Here is a 23,838-nt window from a genome sequence, read left to right as displayed (position 1 = left end):
AACTAATGTAAGCGTAAGCAAATTGGGTAAGTTGGAAAAATAGAATAACAGCTCTTACGACCCTAATCATACGCAAAAAGCGGCTAGTTCCATTACTTCTGGAACTAACCGCTCGGGTAAACAAGCTTATTTGTTTAGATGATAAGGAACTGTTGCCACAACAATATCTTTTTGATTCATAAGATAAGTGCGGATGAAGATACTCGTCTGATTATGCAATATAGCTTGCCACCAGTGCTTTGTAATAAACTGCGGGATCAGGATCGTAATATGATCTGTTGTAGCTGTCTTCCATTCTACTGTATCAATAAACTTTATCAGCGGACGGATAACGCTGCGGTAACGGGAACGAAGAACAATCAGACGTACACCTGGGTCCCATTCCTTCCACTTAAGCTCCATCTTTTGAATATCTTCTTCATCAAAACCTACATAAACAGCAACTACATTATCTGTTAGCGATTTGGCATAACTGAGTGAGTGCAGCACGGCTCTTGTTACACCTGATACTGGAACAACAACTGTGCTTCCCTTGATGCAAGGTTTTTCTGTATCCATGCAAATACGAAGCTGGTCAGCAGTATTCAAATAATGTTGATGAATCCGATAAAATACGAACATAACTGCAGGTAGGAAAAGAAAAATCATCCATATACTCGTGAATTTAGTGATGATAAAAATTAGAGTAATCGTTAAGGTGGTCAACATGCCTACAGTATTGACGGCGAACTTCCCATGCCAACCCTGTGGCTTCAACTTAAACCAGTGCACCATCATACCCAGTTGTGATAACGTGAATGGAATAAAAACCCCAACAGCATACAAAGGAATCAATCCCCCTGTATCTCCGTGAAATGCAGCTACAAGCACGGCTGACAACACACCGAGAAAAATTATACCATTGGAAAAGCCTAGGCGGTCACCGCGAACCATAAAAGCATGCGGCAGGTATTTGTCTTTTGCGAACATAAAGGCAAGTAACGGAAAGGCAGAGTAAGCTGTATTTGCGGCCAAGAACAAGATTACCGCGGTGATGCCTTGAATGAAAAAGTATAATCCGCCACGTCCAAAGGTTGATTCAGCAATTTGAGAAATAACGGTAGCTTTCTCGTCCGGCATAATTCCATACCAGTAAGCCAAGAGTGTAATCCCTGTAAACATAGAACCCAAGATAATTCCCATCATCATCAACGTCTTGGCTGCATTTTTATCCGCAGGGGCTTTGAAATTTGGGATGGCATTCGATACAGCCTCTACCCCAGTCAGTGCTGAACAACCGGAGCTAAAAGCTTTAAGCAATAGAAACAGGCTGACATTAGACACTACAGTACCCATCTCTGGAATATTGGCATGAGCACCGCCTGTAGCATATTTAATAAATCCACTAATAATTAGCACAAAAATGGAGACGACAAACAAATAAACCGGAATGGCAATAAATGAAGCTGATTCTGTCACTCCGCGTAAGTTGACTATAGTTAGTAGAAAAATAACGGTTACTGCGATCAGAACAGAATGATTATGAAGATTTGGAAAGGCCGATGTAATCGCATCTGTTCCGGCCGAGGCGCTTACCGCGACTGTTAGGATGTAATCTACAAGCAGGGAACCGCCCGCTAAGAGACCTGTCGAAATGCCCAGATTACTTTTAGCTACGATGTAGGCACCACCGCCTTGAGGATAAGCAAAGATTGTCTGCTTGTATGAAAAAATAAGTATGGCCAGCAGACCCAATACGGCTAGTGCAATTGGCAATGAGTACCAAATGGCTGTGAATCCTGCTGCCACCAGCACAATCAAAATTTGTTCCGTTCCGTAGGCCACAGACGATAGCGCATCTGAAGACAGAACAGCCAGTGCTTTCACCTTGGATAACTTTTCATGATCGAGTTCGTTCGACTTCATCGGACGCCCGATCAATAGTCGTTTTACCTTGCTTACCATTGTAGAAACAGTTCCTCTCTTTGTGAGTTGAAACGGTATTACCGTGCGCCGTTTTCTTGGTGGATTTCATAAATGTAGGCACAAAAATAAGCATACGGAAATGATCCGCATGCTTATGCATGGTCATTATCCCACCTTTGCTTACGAGGTTAGCTGGCGGATTCGGGCTGTGGAAAGCCCTACAGTTCAGTCATGTTGACCTGTTCCGATTCACCCCTTTGACCCTAAGGGTCAAGTTTGGTTCCCCCGTTTTTCCTTCGGAAAATTCAGCGCATATTCAACTTCTCACAAGGTCTAATAATAGTCTACAAAGACCTTACAGTAAAGTCGTGAAAGAAATGAAAAAATAATGAAAAAACATCCAAATTGCGCAAATATGAGATCTGACACAGCACTTTCTTTCATTAGCTTCTATTATCCCAATGTCCCGCGTGTTTATGATTTTTTTTCTAATATATGTGACAGTTCGTCAAGCAATACTTAGTATGTTGAGATTTCAACCTCTTCTTCTGTCTCCGCTTCATTACTCTCACGTCCAGTCCACAGTAAAACAGCAATCAACACGAAGGCAATCAAAGCTAGCAAGGGGATTGTAATGAAGCCGAAAAAATTCAAATAATCCTTATTGCAGGGTACTCCGATCGTACAAGGTATTATTTTGCTGAGTGCAGGAATCTTTTGCTCTGCATAATGATATATAGAGATACTCCCACCAATCAAACTTAGAGGCAACACATAAGGAATAATCTTTTTATCTCCTCGAAAGGTAGCAATTCCAAGCAGTATTAGCTGTGGATACATAAAGATACGCTGGAACCAGCAGAGCTTGCAGGGCTCGTATTTCAGGACCTCACTCAAGTAGAGGCTGCCCGCAACAGCAATTAAAGAAACGAACCAGGCCAGATAGAGACAGTTACGACGGCAAAAAGAAGAGAATCTCGTCACTTTACTTCCACCACTTTAGTTGCGGCATCAATGTCTGCAGAAATAGCCTCAATATTAAACGGTGTCTCTGATTTAACTCCATTAATAAAGAGGGTCGGCGTATTGGTGACGGAAGTGTCACTTGCCACCTTAATATCTCTGTTCAATTCATCCGCATACGTACGATTTTCAATGTCCTTACGCAAAAGATCATAATCAATCGTTAGCTTTTGCTTCTCTGCTAAGCTAACAAGGAAATCAGCGGTTGCCCACTCTATATCTTCCTTGCCTTGGTTTGCATAAATAGCGTCATAGTACTTCCAGAATTCATCATTACTTTGATGATATACAGATAATGCAGCTAACGATGCTGTCTCCGAATCCGGCCCGATAAAGGCCATATTCACAAAGTATAAGGCAGCTTTACCCTTGTCTACATACTCTTGAACAATTTGCGGTTTAATTACACCAGAAAATTGTGCACATGCTGGACATTTGAAGTCTCCAAATTCTACAATTTTCACCGGAGCATCTTCTTCACCGAGTCTAGGGAGATCACTGTAATTGAAGCTGACTGGTTCTGCAGTAGCCGCCTTTGAAGAAGTATCCTTAGAAGCAATCATAAATAAGACCACAAATATAACGACCACTAAAGCCACTGCGCTAACAATAAGGATCCTTGTTTTTTGCTTCTGCTGTTCCTGTTCTTTCCGGTTCTTCTCCTGTTTACTCAATTGAGGAATCGGGGGGCTGTGTTTTTTAGGTTTGCTCAAGGAAAATTCCTTTCTGTCCTATGCAGGACGGGCGTAGTTTTAATTTGAATTATATAGTTAAAGGACTCTTCTTAGCAAACCTCAATACTTCAGAGTTCAACTGCTCTCCCGGCGGTTCAGTCTTCTTGCGCAACATTGGGCCCACATATTCATCTATGGATTCGAGCATAATTCTAAATGTAAACTCGGTGCCACCTCCTGCTGCAGGTTCCACCCAAATTACCCCATCCATCAGTTCAACCAGCTTTTTGCATATGGCCAAGCCCAATCCGGTTCCTGGATATTTGCGATTATGTGAAGCATCCAGTTGGGTAAACGGCTTAAACAGCAGATGCAGCTTATCAGGATCAATACCAATGCCTGTATCACTGACTCGGAATTGCAGACAAACTGACTTACTGTCAGTACTACAGGATTTCACAGTGATCGTTACAGCTCCAGAGGAAGTGAACTTAACAGCGTTGCCGATTAAATGAACCAGGATCTGACGAATGCGAGCACGATCACCAACCAGCAGGTCAGAAATAACAGGATCTACAAATAGTAACAGACTCAAATCTTTATCACGCGCAAACCCTTGGAACATCTCGATACATTGCTCCATCAATTGGGATAATTGAAAAGGCTCTCTGTACAGGCGCAAGGAATCTGCTTCCAAGCCGGATAAGTCTAAAATATCATTGATGACATTAAGTAAAGCTACACTGCTTTCAGCCTGTACTTTTAACATTTCCAGATGCTCAGGGGCTGTTAAATCATCTGCAAGCAACTGATTAATCCCAAGAATTCCATTAAGAGGCGTACGAATTTCGTGACTCATTGTAGCCAGAAACTCACTTTTCATCCGGACTGCGCTTTCTGCTGCTACCTTGGCGATAACCAGCTCCTGCTGGAACTGCATGAGTTCAGTCACATCTTTAGAGATTATATATACAAGGTTTTGATTGTCGGCAACTAGCGGAAATACTGTTGAGCTACAATACAATCTTCTGCCCGCTTTTGTTCTTATGGAATGCTCCAATTTACTGGAATGTCCTTGAAAAGCCAAGTCAATTGCAGCTTTAACAGCCAACCTATCTTGTTTGCCATCTATGATATTCTTAGATTCCAGCAGATCCTCTCTACTATAACCCGTTGTTTCATGTACGGTTGGATTTGCACTCACTATATTTTGATGAACTGGATCAATACAAATCACCATATCCGGACTGAACTCGAATAGCGCCATATAACGTTGTTCATTAAATCTGGCCGAGGTCAGCACCTGCTGACGCTCTCTGTAAAGGAGAACCAACACTATTACTACAATGATCAAGAAGGCGCCACCCACCAGGAAGCCCAGCAAGGAATCATTCAACAACGGTGCTCTTCCGTTATAATTCACATTATCTGTCACCACGAAGGAAGCGCCTGCCATGGCAGTATAATGCATTGCTGCTAATGATCCTGTCAGCAACAGAGCTAACAGAATCTTTTGGAAGGAAAACATATTATAGACATTTTTAAGCCACTTTTGTTTAAAGAACACCATAACAATGGGCACCACAAGCGCAAAAAGTATGGAAAGGAGCGCATAAAATACATTCTGTTCGTATCGTGCAGACATTTTCATTGCGAATATTCCAATGTAATGCATAAATAGAATGCCTGAAGTAAACAGCAGACCTCCAGTAACTAGATAAGGCTTGCTGCGAGTACGAGGATTATTTATTAAAGTGAGTAGTACGTAGGATACAGTGATAGGAATCAATAATGTGAACATCATTAGTGGAAGGTGATAATTGACAATCAAATTCATTTCCATAGCTAGCATACCAATAAAATGCATACTCCACAGACCGATTCCAAGAATGCTGGACGTTAGTAAAATATATGGATGCCCTCTTCTCCCTCTGACAAGGCGTTCAGCCAGATCCAAAGCCGTGAAACAGGATAATAACGCTATAATAATAGAAAGGAAAACAAGCAAGTCATTATAATGACCTTGATGCGGTGGCATGTGTTCCCTCTCCCTTCTCCTCATAAAAAAGATACTGACAAATAGCTTTACCTACCCATTACCCAAGGTGAAACGACAAGAATCGGATCTTTGGCTCAAATGAGGTGAACACAAACAGGAACCTTTTTCCAACCTGCGCACAAAAAAAGGCATAGCGCCCATTCGAGGCACCATACCTTACTGTCTTATGCACCAGCTTCTTCAGTTAGCATCTGAATCTTCAGCAGTTTAATCCGGGAAATCCGTTTACTGTCCATTTCATCTACGATGAACAGATGGCTGTCAAATTCTACAGATTGGCCTTTTTGTGGCGGATTAACCTCTAGCTTCGAATACAGCCAACCGCCTAAAGTATCATAATCATCGGTCTCCATATTTAGACCCAGAAGATCATTGATTTCCTCAATCAGCATCAACCCGTCGATGGAGAATTCATCCTCCGCCAACTTCTCCACACCCGCGCGTTCCTCATCGAATTCGTCTTGAATTTCGCCAACAATTTCCTCCATAATATCTTCCAGTGTCACCATTCCGGAGGTTCCACCATATTCGTCGATCAGTATGGCAATCTGCGTCTTTGCTCGCTGCATTACTTTTAGCAGAGCACTGATCTGAATCGATTCCGGAACAGTAAGGATAGGACGCAGCAGTTCGATATATATCGGGGCGTTATCCCTAATTAAATCCTTGATATGAATAAAGCCCAAAATATGGTCCTTGTCGCCATCGCAAACAGGGTAACGTGTCCGCATTCCTTCATACGCAATTTCCAGATTCTCTTCCGCCGAAAGATGATTATTGAGACAAATCATTTCAGTACGCGGAATCATAATCTCTCTGGCCATTGTATCTACAAATTCAAAAATGTTATCAACCAAAGCCATTTCGGTATTATCAATCAGTCCGCTCTTGTTGCTTTCCTGCATTAGAATACGAATTTCTTCCTCTGTGTGTGCGATTCCCAGCTCTGAGGCTGGCGCAAGATGGAAGATACGAAGCAAACCGCGCGCCATACTATTCACGATCCAAATAAACGGATACATTAGCTTATAAAACACATTCATTGGACCCGCTGTTAGAAGAAGAACTGCTTCTGCTTTGTTCACTGCAATGGTCTTAGGTGCAAGTTCACCGAGCACAATATGCAGAACTGTAATGAACATAAAAGCGATAATTAGGGAAATAACATAAACAGAGCTCTCGCCAAGACCTAATCCGGCCACAATAGGACCTACAATCGTTGCAATGGCTGGTTCTCCTAGCCAACCTAGTGCAAGCGAAGCTAACGTAATCCCCAGCTGACAGGCTGATAGATAGGCATCCAGATGATGTACGATATTTCTTGCCGCTAATGCTCTTTTACTGCCTTCCTCAATCAGGGAATTGATACGACCGCTACGTACCTTCACCATCGCATACTCGACCGAAACAAAAAATCCATTCAAAAGCACCAATAAAATAATCAGACTTACGTTTAATATACCGGGTAAAGGGTCGCTCAATGTATACTCCTATCCACCGTCTTCCACATCGGGCGGATAGGCCCACCTCCTTCGTTTACTTAGAATGACAGCTTGCAACTCATCAGTTATTCCTTTCAGTATCAATTTCCCAATGCCTTCAGCTCCTGACTAGAATCACGGATACAAATATATACTTTATTATATTAATATATTGACTGAAATCGCAAGCATGCCTGTCCTGTTGAAAAATAACGGTTAGGTACACATACTGCTGATAGCTCTAATATCCTCGACTTTCCCCTCTTTACTGTTGAGTCTGTTATAGATGAGTTACAAAAAAGAAGTCCCCCGCACCTCACAGGTTTGGGAGACTTAAGATATTAACGAAAATTCCGAGTTGGAGGATTGCCGATTGTACCTGGATACTGATAAGTAAGAGGTTCATCAAAGGTAGCATAATCGAAATAAATCATAAGTAAGACAATGCGCTGTCCGGTTGCCGGGTCACTGATAATAATGTGGTCACGACCCGCAGCCTCCAGCTTTCCCTTATAGATTTTGGCATTCCAATCCTTGTTATTCTCATAGGTAAAATAGAATGTGCCTACTTTGCCAAGATTCAGGCGAAAAATGTTCTCAATGTAAGATTGCTCAAAGACAGGAGCTGTTGTTGGAACGACCGTTCCGGTTGGGGTCATCGGAGCTCCGCTGCTCACTGGAGGGGGTACACTACCCATCCCCGACATTCCACCCATTCCTGGCATCCCTGGCATCCCTTGCATTCCACTCGTTCCACCCATCCCCGACATTCCATTCATTCCACCCATTCCGCTCGTTCCAGGCATGTTATTTGAAGACATTGTACCAATAGTGTAAGTAACTGGTCGATAAGGTTGAGCTATCATTTACTAAAACCTCCTAAAAGTATTGTGGAGCAGTTGCTCCTAAAGACTTTACTAGTACAAACATTACTTTTATGACAGACACCCTTTTCAGAAGAAGTGTCTGTCTCTGCATGGCTGAATAGTTACGTTGCCTAATATACCGCTGGGCAATCCGCAACAGTCGGAGTAAAGAAACAATGAGCTTTGAAGCGACCGGTATTCTGCTGGTCATACCATGTAGCTGGACAGTCTCCGACGGGTCGGAAGAACCAAAGGGCATTGGATGCAGGCCAGGTTCTCTCACCCGCGATCACACGCTTAGCCAGTCGAATATCAGACTCCCGTGCCCGTTGATAGAAATATGCCTTCTGCGGTGCTTCGAAACCTCCTGGACTTTGGAATACCATATCGTTCATGTTCCGGATGTTATTAAAATCCAGGCAATTACCAAGAATACGGTTGACGCCGACATTGCCGACCATCAGCATACCAGAGTCTCCATCCTCTTCGGCTTCTGCTCGCATCAGCCGCGCAAGCACCTTCACTTCTTCCGAGTTCGCTTTGATGACGGCCACACTGTCTCCTCCTTGTAATTGTTCCTACATAAGTTGAACTTAAGATTTTCCTGAATCGGCTTTAATCGTAATTGTGGTGAATGTTTGGACTTCCGGAGACAGCTTATGCTTACGATGCGAGCTTTCCTACGGAAAGCTTGTGGGCGGTCGCTATCGCTCCTACAGTTCCAAAATTCCCCTCCGTTACTTTTGCCTTTTGCTAAGTTTTCTACTTCAACTTATATAGGCAAGTAAATTTCCTCTTTACTGCACGCTGTATTGTATGTGCATTCGCCTAAGTGGTGACAGTCCTCACTTAAATTTCATTCGTGCTTTAAGGTTCGTAAATCATTTTGCGTGTCATCCCCCATCAATCACAATCTCTGTGCCCATTACAAAGTGATTGTCCGGAGCGCTCAGATAAAGACATGCAAGGGCAATATCCTGCGTTTTGCCGACACGTCCTGACGGATGTTGTGTATGGTCTATTTCCCGAAGGTCATTATAGTTCTCTGTTTCAATCCATTCTGGACTGATATTATTAAGGGTTATTCCGTCTTTCCCCAGTGTGATCGCCATTGCATGGGTCAGCGCGGAGATGGCCCCCTTGGAAGCTGCATACAAGCGATAAATACATCATAAGCTCACTCCCATTTTCAGTGATAATTCCTAATAAAATAAATATCCCCTTGTTCCACTAACTGGAATCAAGGGGATTGCACAATCAAAATATGGTATTACAAATACAGACTTCAGAGCTGATCTGCTGAAGAATAGTGGGGATGCCTTTGAAATCCATGATACCGAGTCCCTTGATAAGACAGTACCCCTCGATCTCCTTCTGCACTCATACCATACTCGTTACCCTCTACTTTGAATTCGACTCGAGTTCCATTATCCACTTCGAATGTCAAATAATAAGTTGTGCTTGTACGGCTTGATCCCCCCTCTTCTTGAAGCTGCTGCTGCCGTACCTCACTGCGTTTACTGACGATGCAGGCAGGAATAGTTAGCATGGGCGAGCTGTTGTTACGGCTCCACTGAAGCAAGCCTCTGCCTGAAGATACAGCGATAATACCAATCATCACAGCAAGAAAGATCGGGAGCACCGTTCCGGAAAAATCAAACATCCATGAAGAATCCGGGCCCATTCCCATGACTTCCCTCCTTATCACCCTTATTCAGCCCATATCTTTTACATATGGACACTACAGTACATGTATATGCCTCTCCCCGTTCAGACAGCATCAAAAATAAACAATCTAGTGAATATTCATGGAATTTGTAGAACACAAAAAGACCACTACGATTTCTTAGGTTCAAGAAAACATGTGGTCTTTAATCATACATTTTAGTAGTCAGATTAAGCATGAACAAGGTCTAGTAACTGTTTGGTTTCATCTTGCTCTGGCATCATGCCATTTTCAGCCCAACAAGCTTTGCATTGTTCTTCAGTTTCACACAGATGAGCATCAGCACAGTTGTAGCACAATTGCAGCAAGTTTTTAGTCATATAATCCGTTTCAAAAGTTGTCATCATAATCTCTCCCATTCGGATATTAGTTTGTGAAATAATGAACTTGTTCCATGTGTTAAATATATCACACTAAAATCCATTTGTCATGTGATTTTTTTCACATTTTTAAAGAAAATTTTAAATAAGATTTTTACTTATATTGTGGACAAGCAGAAACGACACAAAGTACAGCTTCTGCTTGTTTTTTATTACATCACCCTCCAGCTGAGCCCACCATTCGTGGTTTGCAGCAATATGGACCGTTTATCCTCTTTTTTCTCAATCAGAAGCCAGCCTACCTTAGCAGAGAAAAATTGCAGCTTCACAATTTCCGGATATTCGAGTAGCTTGGACTGCAGTACACTACTGGCCGGAAGCGCCTTCCACATTTGCCCCTGGGTAGTTGTGTAGTAAAGTGTACTCTCATTCAAGGTCCAACCGGTCTCGGAATCCAGGAACGTTGGAGCAATATGGCGATTGATGCCTGTCCGGCTAGTGAGGTTAAAGGATCGGAATTGCCAATTCTCCCCCCCATCCGCCGTAAAATAACCATGGTAGCTAATACTGTTATCCTTATCCTTTTGACAGCCCACAGCCATCCACCCTGTGACCTTGCCTCCATCGAAGAATTCAGGCTGGCCAGTGATGACTCTGTCACAGCTCTCGAATCGTTCATTCACTAAGAAAGCAGGGCCTAAACGCCAGGTCACGCCACCGTCTTTCGTCAGATAGACTTTGGGCAGAGCACCAGTCTGCAGCGATACAAAGCCATGGGTTCTATCCTTAAACACCATTCCAGTAGTTACTCCCGCCATGGGAATCGCTTTGTTCTGGAGATTTGGATTATATTGTTCGTTCTGCATGACCGCTTTCCAGGTCGCTCCACCGTCAACCGTTGAATAGAGCGCTTTACTCTCTTTAGTAGAAGAAGAATCCCAAGAAGTCATTAGCCATCCATGCGTTGGTGAAAGAAAATAAATGGAGGAGATCGTATTCGCATCGGCTAATGAAGATATTTTCCAGCTTTGTCCCCCATCTTTAGTGCGAAGCACAATCGTCTCCGTCAACCCGAAGGAACTGCGTATAATCCACCCATTGCTAGGATCTGTGAAAAAGATTTCTTTTCCATATACAGGATTTGAAAGAAACTGCACGTTAGCAGCCGGAGAAATATTAGTCCAGGTCTTCCCGTTATTCTGGGTCATGTACATGCGAAGCTCATTTTTCGTTACTCCCCAAGCTAGTCCTTCGGAAGTGCTCAGAAGCTGGAAATCCGTAAGTCGGGTCTGAATTTGGTATTTCGTGACGTTATCGCTGTCCACATTCTTGGCATCCGGAGTAATCACCGTAATCGTCTGTCCCACTTCCGGAGCTTCAGTTGGCTGTGGTGGCTGAGAAGGCTCCGGTGGAGGAGAGGAACATGCCGAGAGTATCAGTGTGGTTAAGAGTACCATAAAAAGAATTCTCAGAGCCCTCCAGCCTATAGTTGCGGTTGACAATGTTCTCTCTCCTCTCTTATCTAGAATTGTTGATTCTTAGTTGTTCTTATTCAGCTTACTGCTGCGATAACCATAAAATGCATAGATCAGCATTCCGATGAACAACCAGATAAAGAATCCCGTCCAAGTTTCACTTCCCAGATTATACATCAAATACCCGCAAGCCGCCGCACTAAGCAGTGGGATAAAGGGAACCCAAGGCACAGTAAAGCCTCTTTTTAAGTTTGGATGCGTATAGCGCAAGGCAATAATACCCAAAGATACTACTAAAAAAGCAAATAAGGTGCCAATACTTGTGAGATTCGCCAGCCGATCCAGCGGCACAAATCCGGTCAATAGCGCAATAATACCCCCTACCATCCATGTACTTCGAACTGGGGTATGGGTCTTAGCGCTTATCTTAGATAAGGCTTGCGGCAACAATCCATCCCGTGAAATAGCAAACAGCAGGCGGGACTGTCCGAATAGCAGAACCAGTAAAACCGTAGTCATCCCGGCAATTGCACCAACTGATATAAGGCCGGCGATCATATTCTGATCTACATAACGAAGAGCAAATGAAACGGGATCAGTTACATTTAATAATTGATAAGGAACAATACCAGTCAATACGAGCGATACAGCAATGTATAGCACTGTACAAATCGCAAGAGAGGAGATGATTCCAATCGGCAGATCACGCTGAGGCCGCTTCACCTCTTCGGCAGCGGTAGAAATGGCATCAAAGCCTATATAGGCAAAAAACACAGTAGCTGCCCCGTTAACAACACCATGAAAACCAAATGGCATAAAGGGTGTCCAATTCTCCGGCTTCACATAGAAAACACCGGTGACGATAAACAGTAGGACCACAGACAGCTTGATAACGACCATAATTGTATTAAACCGGGCCGTTTCTTTGATTCCCCGGGTAAGTAAGTAGGAAATAAGTAAAATTATGATTACTGCCGGCAAATTAATGATGGTGCCTTTGTCCGCATTATACGCCCCGGATAGGGCTGTGGGCAAATGAAGACCAAAGCCGTCCAGCAGGCCTTGAAAATATCCAGACCATCCACTGCTGACGGCCGCCGCTGCAACTCCATATTCCAGCACAAGGTCCCAGCCAAGTATCCAAGCCAAGAGTTCGCCGAAGGCCACATAACTATAGGCATACGCACTGCCGGATACCGGTAGTGTAGAGGCAAACTCGGAATAACAAAGCGCCGAGAGCACGCAGGCAAAACCGGCTAGAACGAAGGAAAGTACTAGCCCAGGTCCGGCATGCTCTGCAGCTGCGACCCCTGTCATTACAAAGATCCCCGTGCCGATAATGGCGCCAACACCCAGTGTCGTGAGATCAAATGCACCCAGTGTCTTACTAAGGTTGTTTGCTTCAGTGCTTATAGGGGCACTGAGCGGTTTTTTGCGAAATAAATCCATGCTTTCATTCTCTCCTGTCAAAGTTATGTATTGCTATCTGTTAGAGGGATATTGTTAATGCTGGCAGCAATATTTGCTCCCTCTTGAACACGTGGTGGCAAGCAATCCAGCGGAATATACTATATTCATAATTATCGTATTTACAGGAAATGCTAAACATCTTAATCACATTTCTGCAATATATAGTTTGCTTAGTGTGTTTCAGGGTAATGAATTAAAAGGACTTCGCTTGAAAACACTAAAGGTAGCTAAGCTGGATAAGATTGGTCACCAAAAATTCGAATTTTAGAGGAGATATTACTTATGGCCCCCTCATTCAAGCCTAATCGCGTCGTAGTTATCGGTACTGGTGCAGTCGGAGCAACTACCGCTTATACTCTGTTATTGCGCAAACGCATGCCTGAATTAGTCTTAATAGATGTCAACCATCAGAAGGCATTGGGTGAAGCACTGGATATGAATCATGGTATGCCTTTTGTTGGTGGAGTAAAGCTATGGGCAGGTACCTATGAAGATTGCCGGGATGCAGATATTATAATTGTAACCGCTGGCGCTTCCCAGAAGCCGGGTGAAACCCGGATTGATCTTTTGAAGAAGAATATTTCGATTTTTGAAGATATCATCAAAAAAATAACCAAATATAATCAGCAAGCCATTCTGTTGATTGCAACGAACCCTGTTGATATTTTGTCCTATGCTACCTTAAAAATAAGCGGCTTCGACCGCAGACGCGTTATCGGTTCCGGTACGGTGCTGGATAGTGCCCGCTTCCGTTACTTGATCGGTCTTCATAAGGAAATTGACCCGCGCAGCATTCACGGACAAATTATCGGAGAACATGGCGATTCAGAACTGCCAGTCTGGAGTTTAGCTAATGTAGCCGGGATTGACCTTGGTTTTGATGAAGCAGAGCGCAATGATATTTTTGAAGATACCAAGAAAGCCGCTTATGAAATTATCAATGCCAAAGGTTCAACCTCTTATGCAATTGCACTGGCCTTGGATCGGATCGTTGTTGCAATATTGAACAATGAAGGGGCTGTTCTAAATGTTTCCACATTGTTAAATAACTATAACGGAGTTTCAGATGTCTTTCTTGGTGCACCCTGCGTTGTAGACCGCTCCGGTGTACGCGAGGTGCTGGATCTGCCACTCAGTAAGGATGAGCAAGCGCTGTTCCAGCAATCCGCGGAGATGCTTAAGGAGCAGATTGCCACACTAGAATTGTAACACCCATCAAGGGCAGTCCTGAATGTCATTAAAAATGACGGAGGGCTGCTTTTTTTTGTAAACAGCAGACCCAAAAAACCGTCCTTCAGGTAGAATGGAGGGTTACCACCATTACGAAAAGGACGGAATTCCTTAACATAAATATAACATGGATCAACTTACCCTGCCAATGGATTTGATTTCTATATCCTTGGAACGACGCTGGCTGCAGCAACTCCACAGGAGAAAATTGCGTTTGCTCACACCTCCGGAATACGAATTTGCAGCCTTGACATAGCCTCTTCTTTCTCCCGACTTGTGATATGTGTGTATACGGTGGTAGTCTGGATTGAAGAATGTCCAAGCAGCTCCTGTACCGTGCGCAGATCCGCCCCTTTGCGCAGCAGCATCGTGGCAAATGAATGACGCAGCTTATGGCTGGAGTAGGGTCGCCGATGAGCATCAGGAATTTGTGCTTGGAAGCGCTCAAAGGTTTGCGCAGCAATCTGCTGAATCCCGCGAATCGAGAGTCGGCGCCCTTTTTGTGAAATAAACATCGCTTCTTCTTTACTGCGCCAAGGGTCTAGACGTGCTTCCAACGCTTGATCCAGAAAAGGAGCAACGTCCTCCGGCACCGGAACATTCCGCCATTTACGCCCCTTCCCAAACACGCGAAGCGAACGTCTTTCTACATTATAGTCATTCATATTCAGCGTATGAACTTCACCAACCCGCAGCCCCATGTAGGACATAAGTAAAAAGACTGCCAAATTGCGGTCTTTATATTTACCCTCCACAGCCGACAAAAACCGCTGCAGGTCACTCTCATCTAAATAGACTGGCTCACGATTTTTATCTGTTTTGGATTTCTTGATCCCGGCTGCCGGATTGACGGAGTAAAGTTCAAGCTCAATCAACGCCTTGAAAAAACAGCTGACCGAAGCATGCTTCCGGTTCCGAGTGGCATCGCTTACCCCGCTTTCACGGACAGAGGTCAGATATGATACGACATGCAGCTTTTTGACTGCTTCCAGCTTTTTACCACCCAGGCTGGACAGGAATTGTCTGATATCAGCAAGATAGGATTTTTGCGTATAAGGGGTGTAGCCGGCATCCTTCATCCAGATTAGAAAGGCTTCACGCTCTTCCTCGTAGTCTTCTATCCAGTCATTCACGACTTTGGCCTCCCCTTGGTTTTCGACAACCTATTGTATCATAGATTAGCTTTAGAAATTCAACCCAATCCGTATGTTCAGCAGATCGTCGGTTCTTCTCTCCACTCTGCTGCATGCTTTTGTACCGTATGCAAAAATTCAGAAAGCGCCGGAGACATCCATTTCTTATGATGATAAGCTACTTGTGTAGCGACCCGCTGCGATTCATCATTCCAGTTCAATTTAACCAACTTGCCCTCAACTAGTTCATTTCTAACCGTTACAAGTGGCAGAAATGAGATGCCGAGCCCAGCCATTACACATTGCTTAATCGCCTCAATGCTCCAGAATTCCAGCTTAGGGTCTGGAAACACGCCATGATGATTTAGATAACGTTCGAATAAAATGCGATAAGAACAGCCTGTCTCTGTATGCAGGATAGTTTCTCCTTTGAGATGATGCGGCTCTACCTGTTTAAGGTTATGCAGTGGATGCAGGAGCGGTGCTACCAGGGCCATCTCCTCATGAATGAGTGTCTCTATATGAATATCCTTGTATTCTGTTTCCGGTTGTAACAATAACACCAGATCCAGTTCACCAGAACGAATGAAATCAGTCAGTTCCCAGCAAGCGCCTGGCTTGAGGATGATCTGCACCTGCGGATAACGCCCACGAAATTCTTTAATAATCCCCGGCAAGCGAAAAGCAGCCAGAGATTCAGGTGCTCCAATTCGCAGTGTTCCGGACAGTTCACTGTCAAAGCGTAAGGCATCCTGTGCCAATGCATGCATCTTGGAGATTTCCTGGGCATAGGGCAGCAGTCGCCGCCCGGCATCGGTGAGTGTGATTTTTTTGCTGATCCGATCAAATAAAGGCTGACCCAGCTCCGCCTCCAAAGCTTGAATCTGCGCGGTTATACTTGACTGGGCATAGTCCAGCTTCTGTGCTGCACGCGTGAAGCTGCCTACTTCAACTACCACCAAAAAGGTGAATAGATGTCGTGATTCCATAAGATCCTCCTGACGATGTGCACCCATCGGAATTTTGAATGGATGCGATTCGATAATTCCGTTTTTCCAATGGGTCTATTATCTGTTAATCTATACTAAAACACAAGGAAAGTTGGATTACAGATATATGAAGGAAATAAATGGTCTACAGAGAAATATTGGTCTGCCACAGGCCATTGCCCTCTACATCGGTGCTGTGCTCGGATCGGGAGTGCTGATCGTCCCCGGTCTGGCTGCTGAAATGGCTGGTCCTGCTTCGCTGTTGGCTTGGGGATTCATGACGCTGCTGATCCTGCCGATGGCCTTATCGATGGGGCTGCTATCCGCCAAGTTTCCGAATGCCGGAGGTGTTTCCCATTTCGTTACCCTCGCTTTTGGTCCAAGAGCTGGAGCCTTAGTGGGCTGGTTCTTCCTGATGTCCGTCCCTATCGGCGGACCTGTGGCTGCATTGACCGGAGCGGGTTATATGACAGCCGCCATGGGCTGGGGAGATAGCGCAAGAATCGCCATAGCTGCTGCCATGCTGGCCATTGGACTCCTTACGAACTGGATCGGGATGCAGGTCGCGGGAAAAGTACAGATTGCCGTTGTTATCGCCATCGTTGCCGTGCTGGTCTTCGCGTTTGCCGCAGCGCTTCCCCGGATGGAGGTTCAACATTTCACCCCATTTGCACCTCACGGCTGGATGAGTGTCGGACGGGCGGCGGCGATTTTGTTCTGGTGCTTTATCGGCTGGGAAGCGGTCTCCCACCTCTCAGAAGAGTTCAAGGACCCGCAGCGCGCAGCAGTTACAGGCGTCACTATTGCAGCCATCATTGTTGGCATTCTGTATTTCTTATCTGCTCTGGCTACAGTAGGAACACAAAGCTACCTGAAGGGTGGATCTAGCACTTCGCTCGTCTGGATTATCAGCCAACCACTCGGGGCTTGGGGCGGATTCATTGCCGGAGTTACCGGGCTCTTCATCTGTACAGCCACTATTATTGCCTATACGGGTGCCGCTTCACGCGTCGCTTTTGCCTTAGCCCGTCAAGAATATGCACCGAAGTGGATGGGCAAGCTGTCCAAACGCTACCATACGCCCACCGGTGCGATTGGCTTCCTGTTAATATGCTTTGTGAGTGTATTGTTCCTCTATGGGAGCGGATTTCTCTCCATCACCACTTTGATCCAGTTCCCTAATGCCACTTTTATTCTGACTTATATGGGTGGCTGCGCAGCCGGCATTCGCTTATTAAAAGGTAGCCGCTTAGGCGTAACGATCAGCTGGATTTCTTTTCTGGCGACAGCAGCCGTATTTCCTTTCACAGGTTGGGCGATTGGTTATCCGCTGCTCATCACCTTATTCTTTATCTTGATTGTCTTCTTCAACAACAAACAAATGAGCTCTGGACAAGAGGTTCCGACGACTGGAATAAATGAGATTGAGCGAAAGGTACTGTAACTGTTTATTGAACAGCATAATAAATACAAATAACCGCAGGAGACTCTGTAAAAGAGCGCTTCTGCGGTTTTTGCATAATGTTTGCAATTAATTCAACAATTCATCAATCCCGTAAGGAAATATAGGTTTAGTCAGCTCTAATATAGCTTTTGCATAATCTTGTATTTCTCGCTGGGCATCATGAGCTAAACGCTGATTAAGAAAATGACTTACCGACTGCAAGGATGCTGTCCAGTACCATCTAACATATAAACCATATGAAGGTAAGAATAGTCTCGCTTGCTCGGCACAAATCCCGTCTTCTAATGCAGCTTCGTATTTCTTTACACCAAGCTCTATGTAGTCCATCAATTCTTTGGTATGCTTATGACCTAGTTCCCATTCGACTACCTCCCCACTGCCTTGCTTACTGTTTGCAGGTTTCCCCCTCCATTGTTCAGCCCCAGGGATATAAAAAGTGGGTTCCTCTGTTATATATCGTCTGCTGGATTCATTCCATGCGTCTAGACTGTCTCCAGTTCCCTCAAAATGAGCAGATCCAATGACATACTTCCACCATTGTCGTGCGACCATTAGGGGAGCATAGATTTCATATTGTAACAACACATGCCGAAACGGAGAAGTATGCCCTTCACGAGCAAGAAATTGGATTAACTTTATATCACGATCAGTAAGTTCATTGGATTCCTTCGCATAGGACACTCTTGCTGCATTAGCTATGGTTAGATCAGATCCCAGATGATTTACAAGCCGTACATATCCTTTATCTAATACTTGAATAGAATTCAAATTTAACCCCTCCGCGTTCTTAGTAGGTAATGTTTATCAACTTCCATTATTTTACCTATTATCACCTTCCATGTATATAACTTCATAGGCTAGATCTTCGTTACAATTTGTATCATTCGTTTCAGGTTGCTCCTAGTTGGTTATGTCTTGAAGAGAGGGAACTTGACTATGATATTACAAAGGAGACGATAAATATGCCCAAAAATACTAAGATTGTGCTTGAAGACGCAGCGCAGAAATTTGCTGATGATAATGCCAAACCCCCGTTTCTATCTGACCTAGGTCCTGCTAAAGGTCGTGAAGTCGTTGATACCGTCCAGTCCGGTGAAATTGATAAACCAGAGGCTGAAATCGAAGATTTGATGATCCCTGGTGGTCCGAGCGGCGAGGTTTCCGTGCGGATTGTTCGCCCTCAGAATTCTATATCATCAGTCCTTCCAGTTATCATCTATATCCATGGTGCAGGCTGGGTGTTCGGTAATGCCCATACGCATGATCGCTTAATCCGCGAATTGGCTGTGGGTGCTGAAGCAGCAATCGTGTTTCCCAATTATAGTCTATCACCAGAAGCCAAATATCCGACCGCTATCGAAGAAATCTATGCCGTGTTGGAGTGGGTTGCTGAAAAAGGACCGGAGAATCGCCTTGATCCTAACAAGCTAACTGTTGGCGGAGACAGTGTCGGTGGGAATATGGCCGCAGCAATTACCCTAATGGCCAAAGAACGCAGCGGCCCAAAAATCTCCAAACAGCTGTTGTTCTATCCGGTGACCGATGCCTCATTTGATACTGAATCCTATCATCAGTTCGCTGAAGGATATTTCCTGCAGCGCGAAGGGATGAAATGGTTCTGGGATCAATACACAACCGATCCGCAACAACGTGCACAGATTACAGCTTCTCCGCTACGTGCTAGCCTTGATCAACTGCGAGATTTGCCTGAAGCTTTGGTCATTACTGCCGAAGCTGACGTATTGCGTGACGAAGGCGAAGCCTATGCCGCCAAATTGCTTGAAGCAGGAGTACCTGTGAAAGCCGTGCGTTTCCAAGGGATCATTCATGATTTCGTGATGCTGAATGTGCTGGCTGAGACCAACGCCAAAAAAGGTGCCATTAAGCTGGCTACTGAATGGTTACAAGATGCATCTGAGTAACGAATCTCATATGGATCTCAAATCGAGCATGCAAAAAAGGTAGCCATCTGGCTACCTTTTTTGTAAGCGTCAAACCCAGCACACCTTCAACAGCCCAATCATCCATGAGAAAATGAAGGCAACTCATTAACAGGAGGTTGCCGCATGACCAACAGAGACAAACGCCGCCATGAATGGACAATCCGTGTGGCAGATTACAAAGCCAGCGGTCTCACCATGTCTGCGTGGTGCGCCGCCAATCAGCGCTCGAAAGAATCATTGAAATATTGGCTCCGCAAATTGAAACAAGATTCCTCTTCGTCATCTACGCATTCAACGAACTGGCTGCCGATCACCGTCGCCGATCCGCCCAGTGCTGCCATCATCAACGCTTCTTCCCTCATCGTCCGGATCGGGCAAGCTAGTATCGAGCTCCATCAAGACTTCGATCCTCATTTGCTTCGCAAAATCGTTCACGCCTTGGAATCCCCATGCTGACGCTGCCAAACATCTCGCATGTCTATCTCGCCACGGGTGCGACCGATCTGCGCAAATCCATTGACGGATTAGCTGCCTTAGTGCAAGAAGGCTTCGGCTTGAATCCGTTCGCGCCGTGCTTGTTCGTATTCTGCAATCGCGAGCGCAACAAGCTCAAAATCCTCTACTGGGAGCATAATGGCTTCTGGTTATTCTATCGTCGGCTTGAATGCGGTACGTTCCAATGGCCGACCGGCGGCAGCACTCCGCTCACCATTTCCCATCGAGAGCTGCGCTGGCTGCTCGACGGACTTTCGCTGACTCAGCGGCAAGCTCACCCGCATGTTACAGCTCAGACCGTCATTTAAACCAAAGTTCGCCGAATCGACATACCTGTGAGCAGGTTGTCTCGGACGGCTTTCGAATACATGTAAACATGGAAAATTTAACGGAAGTGACAAACCCTACAACCGAAAATTACGAAGCTGCCATTGCCAAGCTCGAGCAGCAAAACGCCGAGTTGACGGCCAAGCTCAAATGGTACGAAGAGCAGTTCCGTCTCGCGCAGCAGAAGCGCTTTGGCGCTTCGAGTGAAAGGACGAACCCAGATCAGATGGAGCTCGATCTGTTCAACGAAGCCGAAGTCCTGGCGACACCTGAATTGCAGGAGCCGGACGTTGAGACGATCACGTATAGCCGCAAAAAGTCGGCAAGCCGCGAAACCAAGCTTGAGCAGCTCCCCATTGAAACAGTCGTCTACGAGCTGCCTGCGTTAGAGCAAATCCGCACGTGCTGCGGTGGTGAGCTGCATGAGATGAGTACTGAAACGCGCAATGAAATTGCAATCATTCCAGCTCAAGTGAAGGTCATTCGCAATGTACGGAAAGTGTATGCATGCCGCCATTGTGAGCGCGAGGATATTCGTACGCCGATCGTCACGGCTCCAATGCCCAAGCCTGTCTACCCGGGCAGCCTGGCTTCGCCGTCCATCATGGCGCATGTCATGAGCCAGAAGTATGTGGACAGCCAGCCGCTCTACCGGCAGGAGCAGCAATTCGTACGCATGGGACTGACTCTATCCCGTCAGACACTTGCCAATTGGATGATCTATGGTGCGGAGCACTGGCTAACGCTGCTGACCCAGCAAATGAAGACGCATCTTTTGAAGCAAGATGTCCTGCATGCCGACGAGACAACGCTGCAGGTGCTGCGCGAACCGGGTAAATCCGCAGAATCCCAGTCCTATCTATGGCTGTATCGTACGGGTCGAATGGGCCCGCCGATCGTTCTGTACGACTACCGTCCAACGCGAGGCGGCGAGAATCCGCGGGATTATCTTAACGGGTTCAGCGGCTATCTTCATGTGGACGGCTATGCCGGCTACCACAAGGTGAAGGGCGTCACGCTCGTTGGATGCTGGGCGCACGCGCGCCGCAAGTTCGACGAGGCATTGAAGGCTTTGCCGCCTTCTTCGGACAAAGCGGAAACGGCGTCCAAGCAGGGGCTTCAGTTCTGCAATGAGTTATTTGCCATTGAGCGCGAACTGAAGGATGCAGCGCCGGAAGAACGTTACAACATTCGAATGGAGCGAAGCCGCCCGATTTTGGATGCTTATTTGGCATGGCTGAAGCAGCAGCGGTCCCGTACGCTGCCGAAGAGCCTGCTTGGCCAAGCGATTGCTTACAGCATGAACCAGTGGGAGAAGCTGACGGCGTTTCTAAAGGATGGTCGGCTGGAGCTTGATAATAACCGAAGCGAACGGTCGATTAAGCCATTCGTCATCGGGCGGAAAAACTGGCTGTTTGCCAATACGCCTCGCGGTGCCAAGGCCAGCGCAGTCATCTACAGCGTGATTGAGACCGCAAAGGAAAACGGACTAAACCCGTTCCAATACTTAAAGTACCTATTCGAGCAGCTACCGCAGCTATCTGATCTTAACGATCTCGAAGTGCTGGACAGCCTGCTGCCATGGTCATCAACGTTGCCTACGGCTTGCCGGGTGTTTAAGTCTTAAATGATACAGCAAAACAGCCCTCAACTTGATGTCAAAGGTGGAGGCTATTTTACGTTTACTTTGAATACATATCTAAAGAGAGGGGGGATTGTAATATGGTTATCACTCCAGATTTACCAAACTTGCCTTTTATCGAAAGGAATGGAGTCAAATATTTTGAACTTGTTGCCGAACCTGTAAAACAAGAGTTGTTACCTGGTTTGCTCATTAACGCTTTTGGTTATAACGGCAGTTCTCCGGGACCCACAATCATCGTTTTTCCTGGCGATTATGTACAGATCCGAGTACACAATAAACTTTCGGAACCCACAAGCGTACATTGGCATGGTTTAGATGTACCTAATGTTATGGATGGAGTGCCAGATGCCGAACCGTCTCCAAAAATTCAACCGGGATCTTATTTTGACTACCATTTCAAAATCGTAAACCCTCCCGGTACACATATGTACCACACTCATTTTCATTCGGTAAAACAAGAGATGATGGGATTAGGGGGGGCATTCATCATCGCTGCCCCGAATGAATATGGAACCAAAATTCAGCGGGATTACTTTATCATGCTCCAAGAATTTAAGGTCAAGGATTTAATGAAAGGTGAAGTGAAAGAAGGAATCTACGATTTGGACCCTTACTCAGATATGTTTAATTTCTTTACGATGAATGGTCGATGTTTCCCATATACGACACCATTGGAAGTTCGATACGGTGATCTCGTGCGAATACGACTCGGAAATTTAATGATGAACCCCCACCCGATTCATATGCATGGGCAGCAATTTGTAGTCACAGCAACAGATGGAAATACTCTAGCTCCACATAGTAGGTATCTAAAAAATACGATCCTGGTTGGTTCCGGAGAAACCTATGATGTCGAATTTAAAGCTCATAATCCTGGAACCTGGGTCTTTCATTGCCATATTCCTCACCACATGGCAAATAACTTTACTGACAAATTAGGAGGAATGACTACTACGATTAGATATGTATAAATGAAAACCCTCATCACAGGAGGTGGTGAAAGTTACTAAGGGACGGAAGCCGCCAAGTAAGCGTCAAATAGCCCACATCCTGATGAATAGGTGTGGGCTATTTGACGCTTACCCTTTTTTTGCATTCATGTCATTTATCAACTTAATAATCAATCATGCCACAGTTTCACTTACGCTGAGTATAGTATTCGGCGGCTTTTGATAGCATGTCTTTAAACGAACCAAATGACGTGGACTGGTTAACATGCTCATTTAATTGGTCCATCGGCAGCGACTTCACATCCTCGACTGAAGCGGCAGAGAATCCGCCTTGCTGCAGCATATCCTGAAGTGATTCAAATGAAGTGAATTTCTGCAAAAATGAGCTGGACAATAGCTGGTCAAGTGGTATCTTCTCCAACAGTTGGTCCAGGGGAAGCTGATCAAGAGGAAGGTTTTGCAACAGCTCACCAATCCCTCCTTCTTTTACTGTATCTATTAAACCCTTTAAATTAAATCCACCTAAGTTAAATCCCATGGTAGTAACCTCCAGTTGAAATGATTAATTATCTTGTATTACCCCATTTCGGCTCAATTGAATTATTAGTTAACATAGTATTTATTATGTTAACTAATAATTCACAAGGAATAAAATGAAACTA

General features: G+C 45.2%; 22 protein-coding genes, 1 pseudogene and 1 riboswitch. Of the genes and pseudogenes, 7 read left to right on the top strand and 16 right to left on the bottom strand.

Translation table 11 applies throughout. From position 1 onward, the window contains the following. Nucleotides 1–126 precede the first annotated feature (126 nt). From H1230_RS15905 to bcaP, 12 genes and pseudogenes are all read right to left on the bottom strand, one after another. Nucleotides 127–1,944 (bottom strand): APC family permease, encoded by a 1,818-nt coding sequence (locus H1230_RS15905; protein WP_239716929.1) that lies wholly within the window; start codon nucleotides 1,942–1,944, stop codon nucleotides 127–129. A gap of 123 nt (nucleotides 1,945–2,067) precedes the next feature. Further along, nucleotides 2,068–2,226, bottom strand: a riboswitch (cyclic di-AMP (ydaO/yuaA leader). 198 nt (nucleotides 2,227–2,424) lie between these two features. Further along, the gene (locus H1230_RS15900) at nucleotides 2,425–2,889 is read right to left on the bottom strand and encodes a disulfide oxidoreductase (protein WP_239716927.1); all 465 of its coding nucleotides are present in this window, start codon (nucleotides 2,887–2,889) and stop codon (nucleotides 2,425–2,427) included. Next, on the bottom strand, nucleotides 2,886–3,641 hold the full coding sequence (locus H1230_RS15895) for a DsbA family protein (RefSeq protein ID WP_239716925.1): 756 nt from the start codon (nucleotides 3,639–3,641) through the stop codon (nucleotides 2,886–2,888). Before H1230_RS15895 ends, H1230_RS15900 begins: the two co-directional genes overlap by 4 nt. A gap of 49 nt (nucleotides 3,642–3,690) precedes the next feature. Next, nucleotides 3,691–5,640, bottom strand: coding sequence for an ATP-binding protein (locus H1230_RS15890; RefSeq protein WP_239716923.1), 1,950 nt, complete (start codon nucleotides 5,638–5,640; stop codon nucleotides 3,691–3,693). Between the two features lie 185 nt (nucleotides 5,641–5,825). Further along, a complete protein-coding gene (locus H1230_RS15885) occupies nucleotides 5,826–7,142 on the bottom strand; it encodes a hemolysin family protein (RefSeq protein ID WP_239716921.1) in 1,317 nt (438 codons plus the stop codon). A 341-nt stretch (nucleotides 7,143–7,483) separates the two neighbouring features. Next, nucleotides 7,484–7,885 carry a spore coat protein GerQ gene (gerQ, locus tag H1230_RS15880; RefSeq protein WP_481857177.1) on the bottom strand — a complete coding sequence of 134 codons (402 nt, stop codon included), beginning with the start codon at nucleotides 7,883–7,885 and terminating at the stop codon, nucleotides 7,484–7,486. 254 nt (nucleotides 7,886–8,139) lie between these two features. Continuing rightward, complete coding sequence (locus H1230_RS15875) at nucleotides 8,140–8,562, bottom strand: cell wall hydrolase (protein ID WP_239716919.1); 423 nt, start codon at nucleotides 8,560–8,562, stop codon at nucleotides 8,140–8,142. Between the two features lie 313 nt (nucleotides 8,563–8,875). Next, nucleotides 8,876–9,162 (bottom strand): annotated as a pseudogene (locus H1230_RS15870) (SDR family oxidoreductase); the annotation flags it as partial. Nucleotides 9,163–9,293: 131 nt separating this feature from the next. Further along, nucleotides 9,294–9,692: a DUF2500 domain-containing protein gene (locus tag H1230_RS15865; protein WP_239717371.1), complete on the bottom strand. Its 399-nt coding sequence runs from the start codon at nucleotides 9,690–9,692 to the stop codon at nucleotides 9,294–9,296. A gap of 212 nt (nucleotides 9,693–9,904) precedes the next feature. Continuing rightward, complete coding sequence (locus H1230_RS15860) at nucleotides 9,905–10,081, bottom strand: hypothetical protein (RefSeq protein ID WP_154119618.1); 177 nt, start codon at nucleotides 10,079–10,081, stop codon at nucleotides 9,905–9,907. 185 nt (nucleotides 10,082–10,266) lie between these two features. Next, nucleotides 10,267–11,556 (bottom strand): beta propeller repeat protein, encoded by a 1,290-nt coding sequence (locus tag H1230_RS15855; RefSeq protein ID WP_239716917.1) that lies wholly within the window; start codon nucleotides 11,554–11,556, stop codon nucleotides 10,267–10,269. 36 nt (nucleotides 11,557–11,592) lie between these two features. Then, nucleotides 11,593–12,978 carry a branched-chain amino acid transporter BcaP gene (gene bcaP, locus H1230_RS15850; protein WP_239716916.1) on the bottom strand — a complete coding sequence of 462 codons (1,386 nt, stop codon included), beginning with the start codon at nucleotides 12,976–12,978 and terminating at the stop codon, nucleotides 11,593–11,595. A 303-nt stretch (nucleotides 12,979–13,281) separates the two neighbouring features. On the opposite strand from bcaP, the gene H1230_RS15845 reads away from it, so the two are divergent. Beyond that, the gene (locus H1230_RS15845) at nucleotides 13,282–14,208 is read left to right on the top strand and encodes an L-lactate dehydrogenase (RefSeq protein WP_239716914.1); all 927 of its coding nucleotides are present in this window, start codon (nucleotides 13,282–13,284) and stop codon (nucleotides 14,206–14,208) included. Between the two features lie 239 nt (nucleotides 14,209–14,447). On the opposite strand, the gene H1230_RS15840 is transcribed toward H1230_RS15845, so the two are convergent. Both H1230_RS15840 and H1230_RS15835 read right to left on the bottom strand, forming a co-directional pair. Beyond that, on the bottom strand, nucleotides 14,448–15,362 hold the full coding sequence (locus H1230_RS15840; protein WP_275591231.1) for a tyrosine-type recombinase/integrase: 915 nt from the start codon (nucleotides 15,360–15,362) through the stop codon (nucleotides 14,448–14,450). Nucleotides 15,363–15,439: 77 nt separating this feature from the next. Next, nucleotides 15,440–16,351 (bottom strand): LysR family transcriptional regulator, encoded by a 912-nt coding sequence (locus H1230_RS15835; protein WP_239716912.1) that lies wholly within the window; start codon nucleotides 16,349–16,351, stop codon nucleotides 15,440–15,442. Between the two features lie 127 nt (nucleotides 16,352–16,478). Here H1230_RS15835 and H1230_RS15830 point away from each other — a divergent pair, with 127 nt between their 5' ends. Continuing rightward, complete coding sequence (locus tag H1230_RS15830) at nucleotides 16,479–17,795, top strand: APC family permease (RefSeq protein WP_239716910.1); 1,317 nt, start codon at nucleotides 16,479–16,481, stop codon at nucleotides 17,793–17,795. A gap of 87 nt (nucleotides 17,796–17,882) precedes the next feature. On the opposite strand, the gene thyX is transcribed toward H1230_RS15830, so the two are convergent. Further along, nucleotides 17,883–18,584, bottom strand: a complete 702-nt coding sequence (thyX, locus tag H1230_RS15825; protein WP_239716908.1) for an FAD-dependent thymidylate synthase — start codon at nucleotides 18,582–18,584, stop codon at nucleotides 17,883–17,885. 194 nt (nucleotides 18,585–18,778) lie between these two features. On the opposite strand from thyX, the gene H1230_RS15820 reads away from it, so the two are divergent. The 5 genes from H1230_RS15820 (at nucleotide 18,779) to H1230_RS15800 (ending at nucleotide 23,197) form a co-directional block, all read left to right on the top strand. Beyond that, nucleotides 18,779–19,738, top strand: coding sequence for an alpha/beta hydrolase (locus H1230_RS15820; protein ID WP_239716906.1), 960 nt, complete (start codon nucleotides 18,779–18,781; stop codon nucleotides 19,736–19,738). Between the two features lie 144 nt (nucleotides 19,739–19,882). After that, a complete protein-coding gene (tnpA, locus tag H1230_RS15815) occupies nucleotides 19,883–20,215 on the top strand; it encodes an IS66 family insertion sequence element accessory protein TnpA (RefSeq protein WP_239716904.1) in 333 nt (110 codons plus the stop codon). Further along, nucleotides 20,209–20,562, top strand: coding sequence for an IS66 family insertion sequence element accessory protein TnpB (tnpB, locus tag H1230_RS15810; protein WP_239716902.1), 354 nt, complete (start codon nucleotides 20,209–20,211; stop codon nucleotides 20,560–20,562). The genes tnpA and tnpB overlap by 7 nt, the downstream gene beginning before the upstream one ends. A gap of 68 nt (nucleotides 20,563–20,630) precedes the next feature. After that, complete coding sequence (gene tnpC / locus H1230_RS15805; protein WP_239716900.1) at nucleotides 20,631–22,208, top strand: IS66 family transposase; 1,578 nt, start codon at nucleotides 20,631–20,633, stop codon at nucleotides 22,206–22,208. A 95-nt stretch (nucleotides 22,209–22,303) separates the two neighbouring features. Next, complete coding sequence (locus H1230_RS15800; RefSeq protein WP_239716898.1) at nucleotides 22,304–23,197, top strand: multicopper oxidase family protein; 894 nt, start codon at nucleotides 22,304–22,306, stop codon at nucleotides 23,195–23,197. 166 nt (nucleotides 23,198–23,363) lie between these two features. On the opposite strand, the gene H1230_RS15795 is transcribed toward H1230_RS15800, so the two are convergent. Beyond that, entirely contained in the window at nucleotides 23,364–23,714 is a 351-nt protein-coding gene (locus H1230_RS15795) for a hypothetical protein (protein WP_239716896.1), read from the bottom strand. Nucleotides 23,715–23,838 lie beyond the last annotated feature (124 nt).

The organism is Paenibacillus sp. 19GGS1-52, from assembly GCF_022369515.1.
In the GTDB taxonomy this organism is placed as follows: domain Bacteria; phylum Bacillota; class Bacilli; order Paenibacillales; family Paenibacillaceae; genus Paenibacillus_AQ.
Note: the sequence above shows the minus strand (reverse complement) of the source record. Positions and strands in the feature narration are given on the sequence as shown.